At 53.1% G+C, this 21,391-nt stretch carries 19 protein-coding genes and 2 tRNA genes; 10 read left to right on the top strand and 11 right to left on the bottom strand.

The window, feature by feature from the left end:
• Positions 1–426: 426 nt before the first annotated feature.
• The gene (locus KGZ93_09255; protein ID MBS3909793.1) at positions 427–1,212 is read left to right on the top strand and encodes a restriction endonuclease; all 786 of its coding nucleotides are present in this window, start codon (positions 427–429) and stop codon (positions 1,210–1,212) included.
• Here the strand turns inward: KGZ93_09255 and KGZ93_09250 are convergent.
• Together KGZ93_09250 and KGZ93_09245 are read right to left on the bottom strand one after the other, a co-directional pair.
• Positions 1,124–2,071: a site-specific DNA-methyltransferase gene (locus KGZ93_09250; GenBank protein ID MBS3909792.1), complete on the bottom strand. Its 948-nt coding sequence runs from the start codon at positions 2,069–2,071 to the stop codon at positions 1,124–1,126. The genes KGZ93_09255 and KGZ93_09250 overlap by 89 nt on opposite strands.
• A complete protein-coding gene (locus tag KGZ93_09245; GenBank protein MBS3909791.1) occupies positions 2,068–2,274 on the bottom strand; it encodes a toxin-antitoxin system HicB family antitoxin in 207 nt (68 codons plus the stop codon). Before KGZ93_09245 ends, KGZ93_09250 begins: the two co-directional genes overlap by 4 nt.
• 110 nt (positions 2,275–2,384) lie before the next feature.
• Between KGZ93_09245 and KGZ93_09240 the strand changes: the two genes are divergently transcribed.
• The 5 genes from KGZ93_09240 (at position 2,385) to purE (ending at position 4,296) form a co-directional block, all read left to right on the top strand.
• On the top strand, positions 2,385–2,693 hold the full coding sequence (locus KGZ93_09240) for an HD domain-containing protein (protein ID MBS3909790.1): 309 nt from the start codon (positions 2,385–2,387) through the stop codon (positions 2,691–2,693).
• A gap of 53 nt (positions 2,694–2,746) precedes the next feature.
• Positions 2,747–2,989: a type II toxin-antitoxin system Phd/YefM family antitoxin gene (locus KGZ93_09235; GenBank protein MBS3909789.1), complete on the top strand. Its 243-nt coding sequence runs from the start codon at positions 2,747–2,749 to the stop codon at positions 2,987–2,989.
• Complete coding sequence (locus KGZ93_09230) at positions 2,983–3,249, top strand: Txe/YoeB family addiction module toxin (protein ID MBS3909788.1); 267 nt, start codon at positions 2,983–2,985, stop codon at positions 3,247–3,249. Before KGZ93_09235 ends, KGZ93_09230 begins: the two co-directional genes overlap by 7 nt.
• A 308-nt stretch (positions 3,250–3,557) precedes the next feature.
• A tRNA-Asp gene (locus tag KGZ93_09225) sits at positions 3,558–3,633 on the top strand.
• Positions 3,634–3,780: 147 nt separating this feature from the next.
• The gene (gene purE / locus KGZ93_09220; protein MBS3909787.1) at positions 3,781–4,296 is read left to right on the top strand and encodes a 5-(carboxyamino)imidazole ribonucleotide mutase; all 516 of its coding nucleotides are present in this window, start codon (positions 3,781–3,783) and stop codon (positions 4,294–4,296) included.
• Positions 4,297–4,313: 17 nt separating this feature from the next.
• Here purE and KGZ93_09215 read toward each other — a convergent pair whose 3' ends face one another.
• Positions 4,314–4,763 carry an NUDIX domain-containing protein gene (locus KGZ93_09215; GenBank protein ID MBS3909786.1) on the bottom strand — a complete coding sequence of 150 codons (450 nt, stop codon included), beginning with the start codon at positions 4,761–4,763 and terminating at the stop codon, positions 4,314–4,316.
• A 107-nt stretch (positions 4,764–4,870) separates the two neighbouring features.
• On the bottom strand, positions 4,871–6,151 hold the full coding sequence (locus KGZ93_09210; GenBank protein MBS3909785.1) for a TIGR04013 family B12-binding domain/radical SAM domain-containing protein: 1,281 nt from the start codon (positions 6,149–6,151) through the stop codon (positions 4,871–4,873).
• A 192-nt stretch (positions 6,152–6,343) separates the two neighbouring features.
• On the opposite strand from KGZ93_09210, the gene KGZ93_09205 reads away from it, so the two are divergent.
• Together KGZ93_09205 and KGZ93_09200 are read left to right on the top strand one after the other, a co-directional pair.
• Positions 6,344–6,419, top strand: a tRNA-Phe gene (locus KGZ93_09205).
• A gap of 301 nt (positions 6,420–6,720) precedes the next feature.
• On the top strand, positions 6,721–8,376 hold the full coding sequence (locus KGZ93_09200; protein ID MBS3909784.1) for a PAS domain S-box protein: 1,656 nt from the start codon (positions 6,721–6,723) through the stop codon (positions 8,374–8,376).
• 12 nt (positions 8,377–8,388) lie between these two features.
• Here the strand turns inward: KGZ93_09200 and KGZ93_09195 are convergent, their stop codons facing one another.
• From KGZ93_09195 to KGZ93_09180, 4 genes are all read right to left on the bottom strand, one after another.
• Positions 8,389–10,689 carry an Ig-like domain-containing protein gene (locus KGZ93_09195; protein MBS3909783.1) on the bottom strand — a complete coding sequence of 767 codons (2,301 nt, stop codon included), beginning with the start codon at positions 10,687–10,689 and terminating at the stop codon, positions 8,389–8,391.
• Positions 10,679–11,470 (bottom strand): hypothetical protein, encoded by a 792-nt coding sequence (locus tag KGZ93_09190; GenBank protein ID MBS3909782.1) that lies wholly within the window; start codon positions 11,468–11,470, stop codon positions 10,679–10,681. Before KGZ93_09190 ends, KGZ93_09195 begins: the two co-directional genes overlap by 11 nt.
• Before the next feature lie 243 nt (positions 11,471–11,713).
• A complete protein-coding gene (locus tag KGZ93_09185) occupies positions 11,714–12,907 on the bottom strand; it encodes a hypothetical protein (protein MBS3909781.1) in 1,194 nt (397 codons plus the stop codon).
• 217 nt (positions 12,908–13,124) lie between these two features.
• On the bottom strand, positions 13,125–14,099 hold the full coding sequence (locus KGZ93_09180; GenBank protein ID MBS3909780.1) for a hypothetical protein: 975 nt from the start codon (positions 14,097–14,099) through the stop codon (positions 13,125–13,127).
• A 305-nt stretch (positions 14,100–14,404) separates the two neighbouring features.
• On the opposite strand from KGZ93_09180, the gene KGZ93_09175 reads away from it, so the two are divergent.
• Entirely contained in the window at positions 14,405–15,484 is a 1,080-nt protein-coding gene (locus KGZ93_09175; GenBank protein MBS3909779.1) for a NapC/NirT family cytochrome c, read from the top strand.
• Positions 15,481–16,608 (top strand): NapC/NirT family cytochrome c, encoded by a 1,128-nt coding sequence (locus tag KGZ93_09170; GenBank protein ID MBS3909778.1) that lies wholly within the window; start codon positions 15,481–15,483, stop codon positions 16,606–16,608. Before KGZ93_09175 ends, KGZ93_09170 begins: the two co-directional genes overlap by 4 nt.
• 85 nt (positions 16,609–16,693) lie before the next feature.
• On the opposite strand, the gene KGZ93_09165 is transcribed toward KGZ93_09170, so the two are convergent.
• The 3 genes from KGZ93_09165 to KGZ93_09155 all read right to left on the bottom strand — a co-directional run bounded on the left by KGZ93_09165 (position 16,694) and on the right by KGZ93_09155 (position 21,319).
• Positions 16,694–19,150 carry a hypothetical protein gene (locus KGZ93_09165; protein MBS3909777.1) on the bottom strand — a complete coding sequence of 819 codons (2,457 nt, stop codon included), beginning with the start codon at positions 19,148–19,150 and terminating at the stop codon, positions 16,694–16,696.
• A gap of 259 nt (positions 19,151–19,409) precedes the next feature.
• Positions 19,410–20,126, bottom strand: a complete 717-nt coding sequence (locus tag KGZ93_09160) for a tetratricopeptide repeat protein (GenBank protein MBS3909776.1) — start codon at positions 20,124–20,126, stop codon at positions 19,410–19,412.
• A gap of 284 nt (positions 20,127–20,410) precedes the next feature.
• Complete coding sequence (locus KGZ93_09155) at positions 20,411–21,319, bottom strand: hypothetical protein (GenBank protein ID MBS3909775.1); 909 nt, start codon at positions 21,317–21,319, stop codon at positions 20,411–20,413.
• Positions 21,320–21,391: the final 72 nt, after the last annotated feature.

The following is a 21,391-nucleotide window of genomic DNA, read 5'->3' as shown; positions in this document are numbered from 1 at the left end:
AAGGCGGTTTTGATATCCGAACACTCCTAGAACTCCCGCATCGCAAGGGCGTGAAAACGACAATGGTTTACTCACGTGTCCTAAATTGCGGCCAACGGGTTTTGCAGCCCGTTAGATATACCATAAGGTTAAATAAGGCGGTTGCAAGGAGGGTTATATATTGATCTGTATAAGACGCTATAGTAAACGAGCATTTTATCAAAACAGATGCATTTAGCATTGATTTAACTGCAGGTGACATTTTTTGCAGGTCTCTTATATAATACTGGTAACAAGTTTGGAGTATTATATGAATCAATATAGACATCGTTATGCGAAAAAATAAAGGCAATTACAAAGATAAGGCAAATTTCAGTTGCAGTCTGGGCTGTTTGATAGAATGGCGCTGTTGTGCAAAACAATGGTCATGAAGGGGACTGTGCTAATATGACTCGCGAAGAGAAAATCACGCAGTTAATTGCAGAAATACCGGAGTTGAGCGACTACCGGCTTGCTCTTGTTCAGAATATGGTGCAGGTATTCTCGCAACCTTGGACAATCGCGAGGGTGTCTGATTCGGATGTCATATCGGAATCTGCCCTGTTGGACTTTGGAGACATCTTGAGAATTCATCACTGCTTTTCAAGAGAGCCTTTTTCCAAGGATAAGTTTGAGTTTGCTTTGGAGGCTGTTCTTCGCGCATCAGGCGTGACGGCAGAGTTGGCGCAACGAGGTAGACGAGGCTATGACATAAAGATAAGCGAGAACAATGTCTCACTCAAGACCGAGGCCGCTAAAGCTATTCGTGCTGATATTCTGCATATCTCAAAATTTATGGAGCTTGGTGGTGGGCAATGGGGAGATGACCCAAATGATTTGGTTGGTCTTTGTCAACAGTTTCTGGATAACCTTGCAGGCATTGACCGTATTTTAGTGTTGCGGGCGTTGAGAAAGGGCGAACCAGATTACCTGTATGAACTTGTTGAAATACCAAAGAAGCTGCTGGAAAAAGCATCAGCGGGGCGATTTGAGATGAGGACAGAAAGCGTCCAATACCCAAAACCCGGGTACTGTTTTGTTGAAAATGCCGGGGAGCTTCTTTTCAGCCTCTACTTTGATGGAGGCGGAGAACGTAAATTGCAGATTAAAAGCCTAAAGAAGGGGTTATGTAAGGTTCATGCTTCTTGGCAGTTTGACTCCCTGCAGCAAAATCAGGATCGAGAGTTGGTGTAACCGTCGACAGGCGTTGCTTGGCAATGTCAATATAGGCGGCTTTCAGTTCTACGCCGACGCACCTGCGCCCCGTCTCAATGGCCACCACTCCCACAGTGCCACTGCCGAAGAAGGGGTCCAGCACCAATCCATCTTTTGGTGAGCCTGCTAGGATGCAGGGGCGAACCAATGCTCTCGGAAAGACGGCGAAGTGGGCTTCCTTGCAAGGCTCTGTATTGATTTGCCAAACGGTCCGCTTGTTTTTGAGGGACTTGCCGTCAGCTGTTCGCTCTTTAATTGACGCCTGATCAAAATAGTAATTTTCGCTCTTTGAAAGCATAAAAATGTATTCATGCGACACGGTTACCCTGTCTTTGACCGACTCGGGCTGGCAGTTTGGTTTGTACCAGATGATATCTGAGCGCAGATACCAGCCATCGAGTTGAAGTGCCATAGCCAGCATCCAGGCAACACCAATCAGGTCTTTGGGCTTAAGCCCCGTCGGGGTGTCGGGGCGATAGGACATTGCACGTCCCATGTTTTTTGCATCCGATTGACGCCAGGCTCTTCCACCAGACGTATATGTGTTGCCTATATTGAGCCAGAGAGTGCCATCGGACCGCAGCACTCGCCGAACTTCACGAAATACTTCGACCAGATGCGCGATATAGTCATTGATCTCCGTCTCTGCCCCTATTTGCCCCTCGCACCCGTAATCACGCATCCCCCAATAGGGAGGAGAAGTGACGCAGCAGTGAAAGATATCGTTTGGGATCAGAGCAAGTTTCTGCCGAACGTCACCGTGGATAATCTGAACCGGGCCAGTTCCGGAAAATATATCTGACTGAAAGCAGTTGATGGATTCAGTGGAAGTTTTCACTTTTTCCACCGGTTTTCTTCCGTTTTTCCACCGGCGTTATAATTGGCGGTTTCTTCATTGACTCTCGAAACCAGCGCGTCAATGATGTATGCATGAAGAGACATATCCGACTCAATAGCCTTGTGCTTGAGAGCTTTGTGCAGACTTTCTTCAATCTCAAGCGGAAATGTTTTCTTAGGCTTAGATTTGGCTGTCGTATTCATATTAGTAAAGTTACCTTAGTAACCAAAGTAAGTCAAGTAAATAATTTACTTCAAATCGCATAACAAATGGATAGAAGATGATCGGGCAAAAACTGCCCGGTGCCTCTTTCTTGAACCATTCAGCATATCGCGTCGCTTATCGTCATCATCACAAGCGCTGGAACGGGTACGGCTATCCCGACCGACTTACTGGTGAGGACATCCCCATCGAGTCTCGTATCGTCGCGATTTTGGATCCCTACAATGCCATGACCTCGGATAGAGCCTACCCGGCGGGATTAAGGCCAGGACTCGCCATCAGCGTGCTTCTCTGCTGCTCGGACGCACAGTTTGACCCGCGCGTGGTGACCGCGTTTCTAAAAATCATCGGCTTCGACGAAGAAACGATTGAGCAGCCGCTCGCCATCAATATGACTTGACATAGGCGCAAGGCTAGCGTACGATATGTGGTACGCAAAGGAGGTTGGCGTAAATGACAACGTTATCAGCATCAGAAGCAAGAAAACGCTTATATAAGCTGGTTGACGAGGTAAAGGAGACGCACGAACCCATTCAGATCGTAGGTAAGCGGAATTCGGCGGTTCTCGTCTCCGAGGAGGACTGGCGAGCGATCCAAGAGACTTTGTATCTTACGTCGATACCCGGCATGCGAGAATCCATCGGGACTGGTCTTAAGACTCCTGTCGAGGAGTGCGATGAGGAGCCCGGCTGGTGAGCCGGCGCCTAGTTTTTACAAAACAGGCTCAGAAGGACGCTGCGAAGATAGCACAATCAGACCTTAAGGCCCAGGCCACTCGCCTATTGGATGTCCTCCGAGAAGACCATTACCGGAACCCACCGCCGTTCGAGAAGCTCATGGGTGACCTCTCCGGCGCTTACTCCAGACGAATCAACATACAACATCGCCTGGTCTACCAGGTTCTCGATGATATCAAGACGGTGAAAGTCATCAGGATGTGGACACATTATGAATAGTCTGACATGGAGGCGGCCGTGTGGGTTTTCGTCTTTAGCTTGAAAAGAGGTACGATAAGCTCAGGCAGTTTCTAACGGTTCGGTTTATTTGCGGCAATAAGCGCTTTCTTGAGGAGCTTCGGGATGTCTTACTCATTTCGGCGCAGGTGAAGGGCGGTTCGATCACGCGTGCTAAGGGGTCTTAGCAGTTGCAATACGCAATGAAAGACGGTATAATTCTCTTTGGCTATTTCTACGAGGATGTTTCCGAGAACTGCTTGCTAGGTAGGAAGTACGAGGCGTTCAGAAAAGCCGTTAACGAAATACTTGGGGGCGTAGTGTAGCGGTTAACATCCCGGCCTGTCACGCCGGTGATCGCGGGTTCGAATCCCGTCGCTCCCGCCATGAAAGTCACCTTTTCGGGTGGCTTTTTCGCAGCACTGAAAATGGCAAACAGAGAATAGATTGAACGTTCTAGGGGATGAATTAAATGTGAGGGCGATGCGCCCGAACAGGCTTTTTAGATTCGGCTAATGCGAATGGAGGAATACTATGCATCATAATGAATCGTCGCCACGTGTCGGTATCCTGATGGGGAGCGACAGCGACCTCTCCGTTATGGAAAAAGCCGCTGAGACCTTGAAGGAGATGGGCGTGGCTTATGAACTCAACATCTCGTCCGCGCACCGCATGCCCGACAAGACCGCTGAGTATGCCAGGACAGCTCGCGAGCGCGGCCTTGCGGTTATCATCGCCGCCGCCGGCATGGCAGCCCACCTGGCCGGCGTGGTCGCGGCTAATACGACCTTACCGGTTATAGGGGTGCCCATAAAATCGGGGGCGCTCAAGGGCGTCGATGCCCTTTATTCGACGGTCATGATGCCGCCGGGTATTCCGGTTGCGACAGTCGCCGTCGATGGCGCGGTCAACGCGGCGCTCTTGGCTTGCCAGATAATCGCGGTCGGCGATGCCGAACTCGCGAAACGCCTAGATGACAAACGCGTATCAAACCGCGAAAAACTCGAGGAAAAATCGAAGAAGATAAAGGCCGAACTAGGTCTGGCTTAGGGAATAAGCATCAAGAGTTAACCATACCAGGGTCGAGCGATAATCCCCAGGTAGACAGGTTCGCGCCTCTCATGCAGGGCGCCAAAGAGCGTATCATTAATCGGTGGATATAATACAAGTCCGCCGATTTCGCTTGCCGGAACCCATTCCAGCGAGAGGGCGGTCGTGTGGACCGGGTTTAGCGCCGCCACGCCGCTTTTTACGCGGCCGTAGAAGACGCTGTGGAGCGTGTGTTTGACCTTGCCGGCCGGCTCCGTCTCGGCCAGGCATAGCAGGCCTTCGACCTCTATCTGCACGCCAAGCTCTTCGTCCATCTCGCGCACGAGCGCTTCGATGAGCGTTTCACCGTCGGCCACACCGCCGCCGGGTATACCCCAGACGTCGGTCTGGTCGTAACGATATCTCATCAGCAGAACTTTATCATCGGCGATTAACGCGATCGCGGGCCTAACCTTAATGATTACCACTCCTTGGCTGCTAATTCGATGCGCGTCTATTTCTCATCATACACAAAGTTTGGCTCTTCGTGAACGCCGAAAACGGCAAAGACCCGCCCAGGCGGGCCAAATAGCAGCTAACCGGTAAAACCGCTTCTAAAGCTAGTCGACTCTTCGGCGAGGCGCTGCTGCTTTTTCCACTGTCCGAACTGGAGTCCCTTGTTGGCCAGGCGGCTCAGGTAGCGGGCGAGCTCTTCATCGACCACACCGGCCGCGCTCTCGGCAAGGGGCGTTCCCGGAAGCGGTATGAATGTGTGGCTGTGGACGCGCGCGCCCATCGCGGTGAGCTCTTCAATCATCTCTATAGAGAGCCGTTTGTCGTCGTCGGTCTCGCCGGGCAGCCCGAAGATAAAGTCGACACTCGCGGTTAGCCCCGCTTCGAGGATGAGCGCGACGGCTTTGCTGACATCATCTACGGTGTGGCGCCGGTTTAAGCTGTCCAGAATACGCTGGCTTCCGCTCTGCGCTCCGATGACGACCATCTTGGTCGCTGCATAGGTCGTGATAAGCTCGAGGGCTTCTTTAGAGATGGCCTCTGGGCGCACCTCCGACGGAAACGAGCCGAAGTAGAGGTGTTCACGCCCGGTAATCGCCGAAGCGGCTCTGAGCAGCTCTTCAATCGCCTCAAAATCGACACTCCGTCCATCGGCCGAGCCGTAAGCGAGGGCGTTGGGCGAGATGAACCGGAAGTCGCGCGTGCCGTTGGCTTTGCTAAGGGCGATGTGTTTTGTTATCTCGTCGATACTGCGGTGGCGCATCCTGGTGCCGAAGATGTAGGATGTTTGGCAGAACCGGCACGCGAACGGGCAGCCGCGGCTAATCTCGATAGGGGAGAGTCGGTTGCGCGCCACCGAAAACGGGGCGAACCGGTCGAGCTCGACCGGCGGCCTCTTTGCCGTCTTTAAGACCTCGCCGTTGCGCTGAAGCGCGATTCCTTTTATCTCGTCGACAGGGTTACCCGCGGATAGCGCGGCCACCAGCTCGGGCAAGCTCTCTTCGCCCTCGCTGACGACGACGATGTCGAAACCGAGCGCTAGTGTCCCTGCGGGGTCGCCGGTGGGGTGTGGGCCGCCCGCCATGTAGACGATGCCACTTGGGTTTAAATGCATACGTAGCGCTCTCAATATTGTGTGTACGGCGACTATGCCGGTGGTGGCGAATGAAAAACAGACGAGCAGCCGCTCGTGGATCTCGGCTAAGGGCCGGATGCTCTCGCAAAGCAGCTCAAGGTTTTTTCCCGGCAAGAAATGGACGGGCACGGCGGCGGTCGAGGGCGTGCTTTCGAGCGCTCCGACTAGAGCGGCCAAGCTGTATTTATTGTTATTTCCGGTTATAAAGACGACCGCTGTTTCGGGCATAATTACATCATAGCCAATACACGGGATAATGTCAGGATTTCACAGAAAAGCTATGTAGCGCAGGCCGCCGTCACGCATTATGCAGGTGATAATGCGTGAAAATGCCATAAACCTTGATTTTTTCTATCGATTCTCGTAATCTATTAAGGTAGCTATAAGACCGGCTAAATGTCGGTCTTAATATTTGAAAAAGGCCGGGTAGCTCAGTTGGTAGAGCAGGGGACTGAAAATCCCCGTGTCGGCGGTTCAAGTCCGTCCCCGGCCACCACTTGTAACGGTATAAATATCAAAAGCCGCCAGCAAGAAGTTGGCGGCTTCTTGCTTTTACGCCAAAAAGTTGCGCCCCGAGCGATGTTATGCGAGCGCAGATGACAAGTTCTAGATATTCCGGAGAGCATATCCGCCGGGTCAGCCCGTCGCCGGCACCGCTTCCGTACCGCTAATGCTTGGAGTGTGTGATGTCGGCCTTAAAAAGTCGAACCGTGCAAGATTTACCCTCCTATGAATAAGCGGGTAAAACAGGATTTAGCGAATCGCAATACTGCCGATATAACACTAAAGGAGGCAGCATGTCGAGTAATCAATCGTCCCAAAATAGATATCAAACGGTCATCAACGGTGCGAACATAGCCGTCTTGCTCCTCGATGAGAAGGGCGTTTTGCTGGAAGCGAACAAAAAGGCGGAAGAGCTTACCGGTTATCCGGCTAAAGACCTAATAGGGATGAATGTCGAACGACTCGATTCCGGGGCGTCGTTATCCGAACATAGCGCCTCGACACGGAATCAATCGCGGCAGGGGCAAAATTTTGTCTGCGACGCGACTTTGCGCCGCAAGAACGGGACTTTGATTCCGGTTGAGATCAGGGGAAGCTCGACTGTGTATGACGCCAAGGAGGCGTGCCTGCTCATCGTCACCGACATCACTGAGCGGCGCAAGACCGAACAGGCATTTCGTGCTTCCAGGGATTGGGCCGAGCATATATTCAGGCTTGTACCGAGCGCTATCTTCACTGTGGACACAAACGGCAACATTACCAGCTTCAATAAGCAGGCCGAGGAAATCACCGGCTATCGTGCCGAGGAGGTCATGGGCAAGAATTGCACTGTCTTTGCCATGTCGCCGTGCTCGACGAAATGCGGCCTGTTCCAATGCGAACTCGTCGAGCCTATTATCGGCAAGATATGCACGATCCGCAGAAAAGACGGGGCGCTTCTTACGGCCGCGAAAAACCTCGATCTGCTCCGAGACGAGAAGGGCAATATAGTCGGCGGCGTCGAAAGCTTTGAAGATATCACCCGGCGCAAACGCGCCGAAGAGGCTCTTAAGGCAAGCGAGGAACGCTACCGGACACTGGCCGAAGCGGCGCATGACATGATCTTCATCATAAATAGAGACGGATATATCGAATATGTAAATTACTTCGTCTCTGAGCATATAGGGCTTAATCAGGACGAAGCCGTAGGCCTTTCAGTCGAAGACTTTTTCCCGCCTGAGACCGCACGGCAGCTTGGGGAGAGTCTCGGCGATGTTATGAAACACGGCAAACCGTTCTATGGCGAGAGCGCACTGCCGTTAGCGAGGGGAGAGCTTTGGATTGGAACGAGATTGACTCCTATCCGTAATGAGGCGGGAGAGATAAGCGCCGTGCTAGGTATTTCACGTGATATCACTGAGCGTAAGAGAAGCGAAAAGATCATCGAGCATATGGCTTATTATGATTCACTGACCGACCTGCCCAATCGAATGTTCTTTACCGAACAGCTCAACTCGGCGATAATGCTGGCGCAACGAAACCAGGAAATGATGGCTGTAATCTTTCTTGACCTGGATAACTTCAAAACGGTCAACGATACGCTCGGGCATTGCGTGGGGGATCAGCTATTGCAAGACGTTAGCGGCAGGCTAAAAGAATGCCTCCGCGAAAGTGATTTTATCGCCCGTTTCGGCGGCGACGAGTTTGTATTGCTCCTGACGCAGATAGATTGCGCAAAAGATGCGTCGCAAGTCGCTCAGAAAATCTTTGAAGCTATGAGGCCACCATTTGATTTAGATGGACACGAATTCCATATCACGACTAGTATCGGAATCAGTCTCTATCCAAATCATGGCCAAGACGCGCGTTTTCTTCTTAAGAACGCGGACGCAGCCCTGTATTACGCCAAAGAACAGGGCAGAAATAACCACCAGTTTTATTCCTCGACCCTGGCCGTTAAAGCTTCCTAGAAGTCAGGACGCCTACCTCAACCGTACCCGTACCAGGTCGGCGTTTGACTCCACGTTGCCGCTCTTGTCCGTCGCGCGAGCGCGTATCTCATAGACCGTGAACTTGTTGTCCGGGAGCCGCCAACCGTAAGACCAGGTTGCCTTGGAGCGGTCTTTCTCGGTTACCACCTTTGTTTTCAGCCAAACTTCCGTCGGCTGCCACTCGGAGCCGGTCCAGTAGGCGTTGTCGGATTGGCGCCTTATCGATATATCCAGGCGGGCGATACCGGAATTGTCGCGCGATACGCCGAAGATATTGAAGAGTCTTCCCGTAATCTCAGAGGCGCCGGTCGGCGCTATAATAGTGGTCGAGGGCGGTGAAGCATCGTCCTGGGCGGTCACGGTGACGGTCATCAGTTTTGTTATTTTGGCTGTTATTTGGCTGTTGACCAGGTCGATTACCGCGTTTTGCACCGGCAACCACTTCTCCCGTTCTTCATCGAAGGAGACTAGTCGCAGCTCGGTCGGATTATGGACTTCATCCTGTCTGTATTTTATTTTCAGCAGCGCCGCCGTGTTGAAAGGAAGCTCTTTGGGCGACAGCTGGTATACCGGGCTATACCTGGTCATACCCTTCATCGGGGGTACTTTCTTATCTCTCAGCTCCTCGATGGTGAGGAGTGTCTCCGCCGTCAGCGCATCGGCGGGCACTTCGAGGCTTATCGATTGGTCGCCGCCATGAATAGTGCCGCCCACGGCGCCGACCGTTTCCTTAAAAAGGGACGTGTATGAGCCGCTGGTCGTAAAGTCCCACGAAAAATTAGCGGCAAGCGAATTGCCGGCCTTATCCTTAATCAGGTCTTTAAGGTGGACAGTATAGGTCGTGCCTGAATCCAGCGGGCCGTAAGGGACGAGCTTCGCGGTCTTGGTTTTGTCGTCATATGATACCTTAGCCGCCACCCAGCGCGAACCTTGCTTGAGATAGAAGGTAGAGCCGAGTTCCGTGCCGTCGTTCCGGAAGCTCCAGGGAGCCATCTTTTCGTAGAACACCACGCCGACGCTCGAATCTGTCGAGATATTCTTGGCTTTTTGCGCGGGGAAGATATGCCTGGTCACCGGTTGCGTCGTGTCGAGGATGATGCTATCGGATATCTGGTAGCTGTTGCCGGAGTCGTCCTTGAATTGCGCGGTGACGATTTTTGTGTCGTCGCCTTCCGGCAGTGTCAGCTTCTTCGATGCCTTGTAGCTTTCCCAGGGGAACCAAGTCTTCGCGTCGTCCGCGCTGAATCGCATCTTAGTCGCGCCCTTTATATCGATATCGATCCGTACCGCTTCGGTATTTACGTACTCGGCTTCGCCTTCGACATAGATGCTGCCGGTCGGGCCGACATTGTCGACCTGGGCGATACTTTCAGCCGGTGTCAGCTCGGTGTTTGAAGTGATGTTCTCGGTGCGCGCGTAGAGCCTGTAGAGGGCGCCATCGCTCGTCGGCAACTGCCATTTATACCTCCAGGACGCGACGGTGTTTCCGCTGGAACCGGAAGACTTAGCCTCGTTCCAGAACTCGGTCGCCACCCAGCTATTTCCGTTCCAGTAGGTGTTGTCGTAGAGGCGCTCGATAGCCACCCGCACTTTCGAGACGCCGATATCGTCGTGAGCGATACCTGTGACCAGGTATGTTTTGCCGACTATCTTATCGCGGCCGGACGGCATTAAAAAAGAGGTCTTTGGTCCTTTGAGCATGCTGTTCGAGACTTCCAGGCTAACGTTGTCGAACCATGCGTAAGTGGCGGCGTTGTTGGCCTTGCCGTTCTCAAAAGACGCTCCTACTACCAGGGAATACTGCCCCTTCTGGTCGAGAAAGCGGCTGACGTCTATCGACTCGACTCGCCAGGTGTTGTCGTTGAGGAGCGTCTTGTTCGACCAAATCGACGCGACGGTTTGGTCGGGTTTTATCAGGTTGACGTAGACTTTGTGCTCTATCGGGAGGATTGCCGACCAATTCTTTTTCCATGAAAATCTTAGCAAGCCTCGGCTTCCGGACTCGATATGAACCCACTTGTTTTGGCTGGCTTGCGTCTCACCCCGCCGGCTCCGGCCTGTCGTCTTGAAAAGAGCCCCGCCATCGGCGCCGGCTCCGGCCTCATCCCACTGGAAGACGGCTCCCTTGGTCACCTCACGTACCCGCCATTCACCGAGGTCCTTCTCGAAGGAGCCGTTTACTATAACCTGGCTCGCCGCCGCCGAGCCTTGAGCGCCCGTGATGATCAAGAAGACGGCGATTAGAAGTTTTAGTGAGCGCAAGCACAACGGGCGAAGCTGTCTAATTTCCACCGGCGGTCTCCTCTAAACTCGGCGCCGGCTCGACCTGGATTTGTCCACCTAGTTTTTTTTCAAGCTCTAAAAGCGCGTCGCTCGCCGGCTCGATCTTCAAGCCGTTCGCGATAGCCTCTTTGGCGAGCGCGAATTCGCCTTGGAGTATGTGGACATTTGCGACCTCCGCGAGCGCGCTTGCCCTGGCCTTGTCGGCGGGAGGCAGGAGATTGAGGACTATCTTCCATTCTTCGATAGCTTCTCGGTAAAACTTCGCCCTGGTGTTGGCTCTGGCTAACTCGGAGTGGAAAAGAATCACATCCGGCGCTGCCTTAACCGCTTGATTGAGGTAAGTTATCGCCTCGTTGCCCCTGTCCATGTGCTGCAAGACTACGCCGATTTTATATAGGGTATCAGCATCGCCGGGTTTTGACTTGAGGATGGTCTGGTATTCCTGGACCGAGCGGGCCCCGTTGCCGCTCAAGAGATACGCCGACGCCAGAAGTTCCCGCACTTCTTGGTCGTTCGGGTTTCCTGAGAGATACTTCTCCAGGCTTGGGATGACCTCGACGAACTCGCCTTTATTGTACTTCTCTATGATTGCTTGCTTACCATCGATAATCGGCTGGTCGGCATTTTGTTGGGGGGCTAAATCGGTTGCGGGCCCTTTCGAGAAGAATCTTACGCCCACCCCTAATAGCGATATTAAAATCAGCACGGCGAGCGTTATGACGACCGCTTTACCGATACCGGGTTGTATTCGTTGCGTCCGATCCTTTCTGATTGAAGCGCGCTTGCCCAAGCTAATTCCTCCGAAAAAACTACGATTTACTATGCGGCGCCCATATTATAACGGAATGCTTACACCTTCGGGTATCCGTTTTGTGCCCTAAGCGTGCTGTGATTTTGCAGGCGTGTCCTCACGTGCGCAGTTCGGTACCGATTGGTGGTTTGCGTGAGGCGTCGTGCGTCAACAAAGGTCTAACCATAACCATTGTAGCAGACGCGGCGGGGTATTGCATGCAAGAGTCATTCGTGCTTAGTCTTAGTTGAGTTCGTGGACGTTCCCGTGGCACAAAGAATTCGTGCAGCCCGAGATGTTTGCGTCATGTCCTGGTTTTGAGGGCAGGATCAACCGGTAGCCGAAGACGATCATCGCGGTTCGTGTCGTCTCATTCGGGCGCATATGGCAGACGACGCACATCTCGTCATTTGTCGAATCGATTCGGCCGTTATCATTTGGGTCTTGCCAGCCTTGGGCGACCGCATATTCATAGAGTTTGTCGGCGAGCATCTTGTGGCTTTTCCGGTTCGACGTATGTATGTCATGGCAGAGCATACAGGGCAATTTTGTGCCGACAAAATACTTGTTGGGCGGCGCGTTCGGCGGTTTGTAACCGACGGTCTCGGTCGATTCTCGTTTGGTGCGGTGGCCAGGGTACTTGATATTGGGATTGGTCGAATTGTACTTGGATTTGATATCGATGTTCGAGCCGGTTCCGTCATGGCAGCTAAAGCAGAGGGCGTTATAGGTGTCGGACGGGTAGTAGTTGAGCACCGCGGGGCTCTCGAAATAGGGTTGCTTTAGAATCCGGCGGGTCCTGTCGCCGCCGGTAAGGTTGAACTCGGGCCCGAAATCAGGCGCGAGATGGACCGCGTGACAGGTTTGGCAAAGGTTGGTCGTCGACGAGAAGGGACTAGGGTTGGCGTCGGTCGCGTGCGCCGAGGAGACCAGCGTCAGCTCTCTCGATTGCAGGTTGGTGAAGGCCCCGACTGTGCTGTCGGCGATTATATAGGTCTGGTCGCTCAACCGCGAACCGATAGTTCGACCACCGCTGGTATTCGCCAGCTTGCTTACTTTGTAGACGATATAGAACGTCTGCGGGGTTTCGCTTAAAGCCTGCGCCGCGCCGAACGTAAAGACCGTCTCATCCGCGCCGAATGTGGGGGGCGACGCGCTGACCGTCGTGTCGGCGGTGCCGCTAAACTGCAGGTCGCCAACGCCGTTTGTCTCTTTGTAGATAGTGACCGCCTCGATTGTGGGGCTGGCGTCGCTCGTTCCGAACTCGCTCAGTTTTATAGCAGACCATTGCGCTGTGCCGGCATCGGTTCGCAGCACCAGCCGCTGCATAAGCAGCTTACCCGTGCCCGGGGTCACGCTTCCTCGCGCGGCCGGCTCGGAGCTGACCGATATCGTGCCCGCCCACACCGTAGCAGGCGACAAGAGGGCTAGGAACATTGCGCCCGCTATTAGTATGAAAACGGTTAATGGTGAGATGAAGGCGGATTTACGAAATAATCTAAGCCGAGCTGTCACCCTTACGTAGCTCCTTCTGCAATGGCCAAAAATCGACCAAAAACACTACAGGGAGGCGAAATACCTCCAACTCTAATATATCAATTATCGGCGGCTTGCTCAATATAGGTGAGGCAAGTTCGACTGGGGAGACCAAGTTCTACTCCCAAACCGAGACGCGGTTATTGGTCTTGTCCGCCACATATATCTTGCCGCTCGTCGTGTCTATGGCAATTCCGTTCGGGTAAGATAAGCCGCCATCGTCTGTTCCGAACTTGCCGTATGAATATAGAAAGCGACCCTCTTTTGTGAAGACAAAGACTTTATGTTTTAGGGTGTCGACGATATGGAGCCTTCCTTTGCCGTCTAATGCCATACCCCGCGGCAAAGCCAGCGCGTCGCCGCCGGGCTGCGCGAAGAGGCGGAGGAACTCGCCGTTCGCGGCAAAGACCTGCACGCGCGCATTGTTCGAGTCGCTTACAAATATTTTTCCGCTATTATCGGCCGCTATGCCGTTAGGGTACAAAAACTCGCCCTTGGCCGAACCGGGTCGGCCGAACCGGGTGACGAGGTCTCCTTCTAAGCTGTAGACTTTGATGTCATGGTCGACTATGTCGGTCACATATAGTTTGTCGCCATGGGCAAAGAGCGCCATCGCTTTTCCGGGTGTGATATAAGAACCGGAGTTCCCGGCGTCTTCGGGGAATCGGTAGAGGAAACGTCCGCTTCTGTCAAACACGAGGATAGTGTTGTCGGAGCCTTGCGAAACCGATACATAGAGGCGCCGTTTTTCGTCTATGGTTATCCCGAGAGGTTTAATCGCGATGTTTTCCGCCCGCAAATCAATCGTGCGTTTAAACGACCCGGTCTGTGAATATACGGCAAGGCGTAGGTTTTCGGTGTCTGTTATGAATAGCAAGCCGTCGCTATAGACAAGGTTTAGCGGACCGCTAAGTTGCGCCTCGTTTTTGCCTGCAATAGTAGAATCAAAGGTGGGCGCGTTGCTCTTGAGGGCCGGTTTCGGGTCTTCGTTGTCCGCCACGTTAGCGACGGAGTAATAGAGGATGCCGGCCGTGCCGAGCAGCGTTATCAGAAAGATGATGGTCGCGAAGAGCCGCCTGTTAATATCGTTCACTCCTTGAGGATACTTTCGGCTTAATAATAACATAATCGGGATACACAGCGTTATGGCCGCGTACAGACTTCATATTTTATCGCTAATCACGAGGTTTATCGGCGCCCGCAAACGACATATGGCGGGTTGGTCTTATAACAGAGAGGTCTTTGCCAAAAGCATGCGGCAGGCAGTCGGTTTGTGATATAATTCATATGCACGATGCCGCTGGTTTATAGCAACGCCATCCCTTACACATCGAGACCCTCGCTCTAACAAATACGGCGGTCAGCAGGTAATCTTATAATATTGGTGGTATTTAGGAAGTGGCATTGCCTACGGATATCAAGGTCTTATTGGACAGGTTTAGTGACGCTGATGTCGTAATCGTGTCGCTGGCTTTAGCCTTTGTCTTTCTTACGATCTTCTATTTTGTCGTTCGGAGCCTGCTCGACAAGTTCGGCATCGAACGCCTATACGGCTTGCCGATACCCCTTTTTCTCGCGACCATTCTGGCCGTACTCGTCATCGTATCGTCGCTTACATCTCATCCCATTGCTTGTCAGGCCTGCCACCCGATGAAAGCCGCATCCAAGGAGCTGCGGGCATCTCGGCACAATGGGATTATCTGCTCCGCGTGTCATAAGAAGGCCAGTGTCATGAGTCTGCCCATTCAAAAGCTCGAGCAGGGAAGGATGTTTTATAATTATATAAACGGCGACTTCCGCCTCTCGATGAAATCGCCCGTCGATAACAAGAACTGCCTAAGTTGCCACGATGATGTTGTGCGCGGTGTTAAGACAAAATTCAAAGTGATGGTGAGCCACCGGGAGATAATTGAAGCCGGAATTAATTGCGTTGACTGTCACGACGGAGTGGCCCACAGTCGAAAACCGGCTGCCAATAAGGTTTCGATGATGGAGAAGTGCAGTTCTTGCCATAATGACGAGGAGGCGTCCGCGCGATGTGAGACATGTCACCTCGACAGCGTCTGGCTGGGCATGAAGCCCGCCCAGACCTGGGGTATCAACCACGATGAGAATTGGCCGAAACTTCATGGCTCAAGGAGCCTTTCAATCTGCAAATCGTGCCATTTTGAAAAAGATTGCGAGCGTTGCCACTCGGCGGTCCCGCACCCGGAAGGCTGGCCCTATATTCATGGCGAAGAAGCTAAGCGCAACCCTGAAGACTGCCGGATGTGCCATAAGGAAGAGAGCCTCTGCCGCGGGTGCCACAAGGTTACGATGCCGCATAGACCATTGTGGATAAATACCCACGTCGTGCAAGAGAGATTGGTGGGCGAGAAGGTGTGCCTGTCGTGCCATTCCGCAAAAGATTGCAAATCGTGCCATGAAAAACATGTCCATCGTTGCGGCGACGCGGATAACGAGAAGGGTAAGGAATGAGCGAACCGGTCATCGGCGGCCTAATCGATCGCATGATCGACGCTGTACGCCAGCCAGAACTTCATATGAGGGAGATACCGGTCCTAATTGGCCTCGGCATCCTCGTCATCTTTATAGTCCTCGTCACAATCGCCATATTCTTCGTTCACCCGAGCGAGAAACCGTTGCGTCACGTGGAGGAGAAAAAGCTACGTCGAAGCATTCGGATTCGCTATATCGCCGGCGCGCTCGCCGGCTTGTTTACCATCGGCACGCTTGGCGCCGCGATGTTTTACTCATCGAAACAGGAGTTTTGCGCTAGCTGCCACGAGATGCAGCCCGCGTATAAGAACGCGAGCAAGACCGTCCATAAAGAAGTATCTTGTGCCGGTTGCCACCAGGAACCCGGTATTTCCGGCGTCTTCATCGAGAAGTTACAGCTGGTAGAGATGGCGATCGCAAAATCCGAGATGGTCGGCGAAGTGAGCGAAGGATCGATATCGAATGAAGCGTGCCTGCGCTGTCACAGCGACGTGCTCTTGCGGGTTCGGGCTAAACGTATCGTCAAGATGGAGCACAAAGAACCGATAGAGGCGGGTTTTAAATGCATGGACTGCCATTCATCCAAAACTCTCTTCCATGTTGAGAAGCGGAAGCTCGACAACTTCGGCATGAGCCGGTGCGTCGATTGCCACAACCAGAAGAAGGCATCGGCCGAATGCGCGACTTGCCATCTGAGTACCGGTGAGATTCCTACGAGCATCAAGAGGGATGAGTATCCGGCGGCGAGTTTGCCGGACAAGATAACCTGCGGCAATTGCCATTCGACCAAGAGATGTCTCGAATGCCATACTCTGCCGATTCCGCACCCCAACGACTGGAAGACGGGAAAACACGCCACAGAAGGTTTTGTGAGCAAGAAACTCTGCGCGGAGTGCCATCAGCCGGCGCACTGCCGGGAATGTCACGCGGATTCGCCGCACGGCACAGGTTGGGTAAAGCGGCATGGTCCCGCTTCGAAGGTATCCGCCGCATCGTGCCAAAATTGCCACCGGTCGGAGGAGTTTTGTCTCATCTGCCACAAGGAGACGACCGATTATACCCTCAAAAATCCCATTAAAAAGGCAAAACCGTTGAAGAATTAGTACTCCATCACACATACATCGACAATCCGTCATTCTGAGGGAGTTGAAAACGACCGAAGAATCGCATTACCAATCGCGGGTCCGGTTAGGGCAGGGAAGAAGTCCTATGGCATCCGACGCAGACATTGTCTAACTGCAAGGCGTTGCTTCCGGCTTTGAGCATCGATGGAGCCGCGCCGGACGAATGCGGGAATTCGTTTACGCCTGTTCTGCCGTCTGCCTTATGGCAATCGTAGCAGGTAGGGCCATTGTTTTTCCCGTCATCAAGCGTTACCCGCGGGCTTCCGTCAGGTGTAGTCGTCATGCCGTGACTCGACGACGCATGTCCGAAGACGGTCGCGGATACCGACCCCTTAAGGACCGGTTTCCCGTCGTTGCTCGCACCGAAATTAGCGTTGTGGCACGCGGAGCACCACTGGCTTACCGTCTGTGTCGTTTCACCTTCGACCGGCGTGTAGTAGCTGTAACCACCGCTCTTGGCGGGGTTCGGGTCGGCTTTGAGCAGTTTGTTCGAGCTAAGACCGGCTAGTTTTACTGTTTTGTTGTCGTGTACCGAGTGGCACTCCAGGCAACCCCACGACGAGGCGTTTTTGGTATAAGCCGGATGGGTGTCGCCGGGCGCGATTATCATGCCGGCTTGTTCGCTTGGCGAGAGCCCATGACCTTCGGCATCGAGTATGACGGTGACGCTTGCCGTGCCGCCAATACCGTGGCAGAACGCGCACGTCTCGCCGTGCGAACTCGCTCTCGTCAGTTTATAGCTGCCGGTTGCGAGATGCACCGCATGGCACTCTTTGCACTTGTTGGTCGTGTCGGCGTAGCCGCCGTGCGGGCCTTTCGGCTTGGCGGTGTATTGTTGCGGGTAGTTATACCCGCCAAACGCCAAGTCTGCCGCAGCGTAGCCTGAGAACTTCGTTATGTTGGTATAGCCGACGTCGTAATTGTCGGGATAACCGTCGTAGATGTAGGTGCCGCCGGTTACGCCTTCCCACTTGTTCGCGTCATTGAAGTGATAGATGGCGACCGATTCATCGACCGGGTTGATGCATTTCATGATTAGCGTCAATGATGGGTCGAACGGCTCTACGGCATCGGTTGCCAACTCGAAGTAGAACCTGCTTACCATCTTGACGCCCGGCGGCCTCGAGGCGCTTCGTATCGTAAACGTCTTGTTCGCGTAGCGCGTGCTTGGAGGGATGATGAGCTTGACGGACGCATCCGCGCTCTCGATGGTCGTTGTCGTGTCCGCCAAACCCAGCGTGATGGTAAGGTCAACGTTTTTGGCCGTCTCCACCGCGCTCCTGATGCTCTCGCCGCTTCGGTTGACGGCCGCGAGCCTGTACCAATAGCTGCCGGATACCGTCACCGTGTCGGTGTATTGGGTAACAGTTGTTGTGCCCACCAAGCTGAATAGGCCATCGCTTGTCGTCGAGCGGTAGACACTATAGTGTTTCACGTTTTCGCTTGCCGGGTTGCTCTTCCAACTGAGCGAGAACCGGCTGTTCGCGCCGGCGGTGATTTGCAGCCCGGTCGGGGCCGTCGGCGGTGTCGGCGCGATTGTGTGCAGCGGGCCGGCCAGAGGCTCCGCTGTCAGGGCTTTGAGGTCCGGCGGCGCTACCTCGACACTCGCGCTCGATTCTATCGAGGCGCCGATGGTGCGGTCGATGGTAGCATTCGCGGTGAGGTTATAGGTTACCAGCAAGCGCGCGGGCGTCGCCGTTGTTATCTCAGCGAGCTTTATATTATCGAAGGTTACACGACCACCGCTAAAGGTCTTTGATGTCGAGAGCTGCCAGTCCGGGTTTGAGACAGCCCCATTATTGTCTGCGTCGTACCACAGCTTAACGCCTTCCGAGGCGGTATCGCTATCGGTCGCCGTGCCTATCCTCGTCACCGAGAGCGCGGTCAACTTCGCCTTGTCTTCATTGACGGTTACCTCGAGCACCTGCATGAGCTGGTCGCCGGTGTCGACGATGACGTCGCGCGGGGAGACCGTACTCTGTCCCACAGTAAGCGTATCCGGCTTGTCCTCAATGGTTAAAGTGGCGCCAGATAGGTTGCCGTAGTTCGCAACTTTATCTGGAGCGACGACTACGATATCGCCACTCGCGTAAATAAGGTTACTTTGTATCTTCGCGCCCACACTAGCGCTTCCCGATATGTCGAATGCCACCAAGATCGTTTCGGTTGTATTAGATGAGATTGCCAGATTGATACCGGTGAAAGAGGCGACACCGCTAGCGGTCGTAGTTGAGGCGATGATGGTATCAGTGCCGACGTCGTATACTCTGTTGCCGTTGACGTCACGAATCAGCTTCAGCAAAGATATATCTGAATCCAAAGCGGTGCCGACCTGGCGAACGGTGATATTTGCGACTGTTATGCCATCACCGAGAGGTGCGTAAAGATAAAGAACGTCACCAATGACGTTCGAAGAACCTTGCAGATGCGAGGCATTAGCGGGCGGGAGGTTGCTGGCGGTCAAGGTCTCCTCGGTGGCTCCAAAAGCGCTTGCAGTGCTCGAAAAAAACAACAAAAGCAAAACAATCCCCAGAAACAGGGCTGCTTTTGTCAATGAATCGTATGATAATCTATTGCTACGCAACGAAAATTGAGACATACCACCCAAACTTCAAATGGGCGCAAAAGAAGCGTTCGTCTCTGTGCATCACTTCTGCAACGACCTAGACTACCATTAGGGAACCGCACTTGCTAAAAGCTTACTGCAACAAACACACTCGGGTACTGCTTCTTGCACACATGGTCTTGCATTTTTTGATGGGTCCATCTAGAAAAACCGGCTATTTGAGGCCGATAAGCGCTGTCGAGGCGTCCTTGTTGTTCTCGTTCAGCTCAAGGGCCTTGGTAAACATAGCTTTTGCATTTGCTCGCTGTCCCATTCTTTTGTAAATGTCGCCTTTGGCGTAGAATATGTGCGACAGGTAGATATTGTCACTGCTGCTGACGGTAATGATCTTTTCCAGCTCCGCATATGTGGCAAGGGCTTTTTCAAACTCCTTTTTCCGCACGTACGCTTCGGCTAAGTCGGCTCGAACCGCTGTGAAGTCGGCGTTCATTTTTGCCGCCGTCTCAAGCTCCACAATAGCCTTGTCAAGCTCTTTCTTTTGCACCAGAATCCTACCCATATTATAGTGAGCATCGGCGGACTTAGCGTCGAGGTTAAGTAGGGCCTCGTACTGCTGGAAGGCCTCGTCGAGCTGTCCCTTTCGTTCGTAAGTATAGGCGAGTTGCATCAGCGCGTAGAGGTCTCCGGGATTTCCCGCAACCGCTCTCTCAAACTCATCGAGTGCGCTGTCCCAGTCTCCCTTCTTATAGAAGTCGAGCCCTTTTTCGCGCGCTTTGGCGGCTTCTTCTTTTGAGACCTTGGCTTGTTCGGTACCGTTCTTGTCGTTGTTGCCGATAATCGCATATGCGCCAATGGCTATTATTACCACCAGAGCCGCCGCGATAAACAGGTACTTATGATTAGAGTTTTGTGATGCGTTCGTGGCCGGCATTTATCGAGACCTCCTGTAGCCAACACTAAAAGCCGGACGATAGCGAAATCGTAGCCGGCTTTCCGAGATATTAAGTTGCTGCGACAAATAGTTTTTGAAAGTAAGGAATTGTGCGTGGCCTAAGTTATTCGGCAAACAATCACCGCCAAAACACTATTGCTATTGCGGATCTTACTACTCCATATTATCGCAAAAACTGGAAACATAAGCAAGTTTGCTGTTTTAAATAAGGGCTGGTAGGGGTAGCAGTCAAATAATAAGTCGGGGGAAGATGACCCAGATGCCTATTGGAGCGATTTTGTGTTGTGGCAGCTGTTGCAGACACCGTCGAGTTCGGTCGACTTGCTGCCCGACTTCAGCATGTCCGGGGTACTAACCGGATCGCCGGTAGTCGAGGTGCTCTCGGATGAGTGCGGGAATTTGCCGCCGGTACCGGTTGCGGTGTGGCACTGTTTGCAGGTCGGCCCGGAGTTTATGCCGTCAAGCGGCTTGACGACGGCAAAGCCGGCGGTGTCGGTGGTATAGCCTGCGCCCGAGACATCATGGCCGTAAGCCGTTTGTGTCGTGCCGCTGATGAGAACTTGCTTAGCGTCGGTATGCATGCCGAAGTTCGCGTTATGGCAGGTTGAGCACCAGTGCGACAACGTTTGTGTCGTCTCTTTGGTCGACGTGTTAATGAGAGAGGGGTTGTAATACAGATAAGTCTTGCCCTGGTTTGGGTCTTGCTTCAATAGCTTTGTCGAGGTGTTGCCGGCGAGTTTAACGGTCTTGTTGTCATGCGGTGAGTGACATTCGACACAGCCCCATTTGCTCGTCTGAATGGTGTACGGGTTAATCGTGTCATCCGGCGCGGTAAGAGTCTCCGCGTTTTTCTGGGTCGCGGTAAGGCCGTGGCCTTCCTCGTTCAAGGCAACTTTAGTGCCGACACCCGCGCCCGCAACCCCATGGCAGAAATTACACGTTTCGGCTCTCGTATTGGCTCTCGTCAGCATGTAGGAGCCTGTCGCGAGATGAACCGCGTGACATTCCTTGCATTTATTCGAAGTCGATACGTAGCCCCCGTGCGGACCCGATGGTGTGCTGGTGGCTTGTTGTGGGACAATATAACCTTCGGCTGCGGCTATGGATGCTGTTGCTGTGATTAGGCTGAGAACTAAAGCTACGAGGACTAAACTCTTTTTACAAAATGTCATATAAAACCCGTTGTTGAAACTTGCTTACACTAAAACCGAATGTTTGAGAGTTTACGTAGTGATTAGCTACAA

It is taken from the genome of Actinomycetota bacterium, from assembly GCA_018333515.1.
Taxonomy (GTDB): domain Bacteria; phylum Actinomycetota; class Aquicultoria; order Aquicultorales; family Aquicultoraceae; genus Aquicultor.
This window is presented reverse-complemented; position numbering and strand designations above follow the sequence as displayed.

Coding starts and splice junctions, on each gene's coding strand:
- KGZ93_09255 (MBS3909793.1), top strand. CDS start 427: ATGACTCGCGAAGAGAAAATCACGCAGTTAATTGCAGAAATACCGGAG.
- KGZ93_09245 (MBS3909791.1), bottom strand. CDS start 2,274: ATGAATACGACAGCCAAATCTAAGCCTAAGAAAACATTTCCGCTTGAG.
- KGZ93_09235 (MBS3909789.1), top strand. CDS start 2,747: ATGACAACGTTATCAGCATCAGAAGCAAGAAAACGCTTATATAAGCTG.
- purE (MBS3909787.1), top strand. CDS start 3,781: ATGCATCATAATGAATCGTCGCCACGTGTCGGTATCCTGATGGGGAGC.
- KGZ93_09210 (MBS3909785.1), bottom strand. CDS start 6,151: ATGCCCGAAACAGCGGTCGTCTTTATAACCGGAAATAACAATAAATAC.
- KGZ93_09200 (MBS3909784.1), top strand. CDS start 6,721: ATGTCGAGTAATCAATCGTCCCAAAATAGATATCAAACGGTCATCAAC.
- KGZ93_09185 (MBS3909781.1), bottom strand. CDS start 12,907: ATGTTCCTAGCCCTCTTGTCGCCTGCTACGGTGTGGGCGGGCACGATA.
- KGZ93_09170 (MBS3909778.1), top strand. CDS start 15,481: ATGAGCGAACCGGTCATCGGCGGCCTAATCGATCGCATGATCGACGCT.
- KGZ93_09160 (MBS3909776.1), bottom strand. CDS start 20,126: ATGCCGGCCACGAACGCATCACAAAACTCTAATCATAAGTACCTGTTT.
- KGZ93_09155 (MBS3909775.1), bottom strand. CDS start 21,319: ATGACATTTTGTAAAAAGAGTTTAGTCCTCGTAGCTTTAGTTCTCAGC.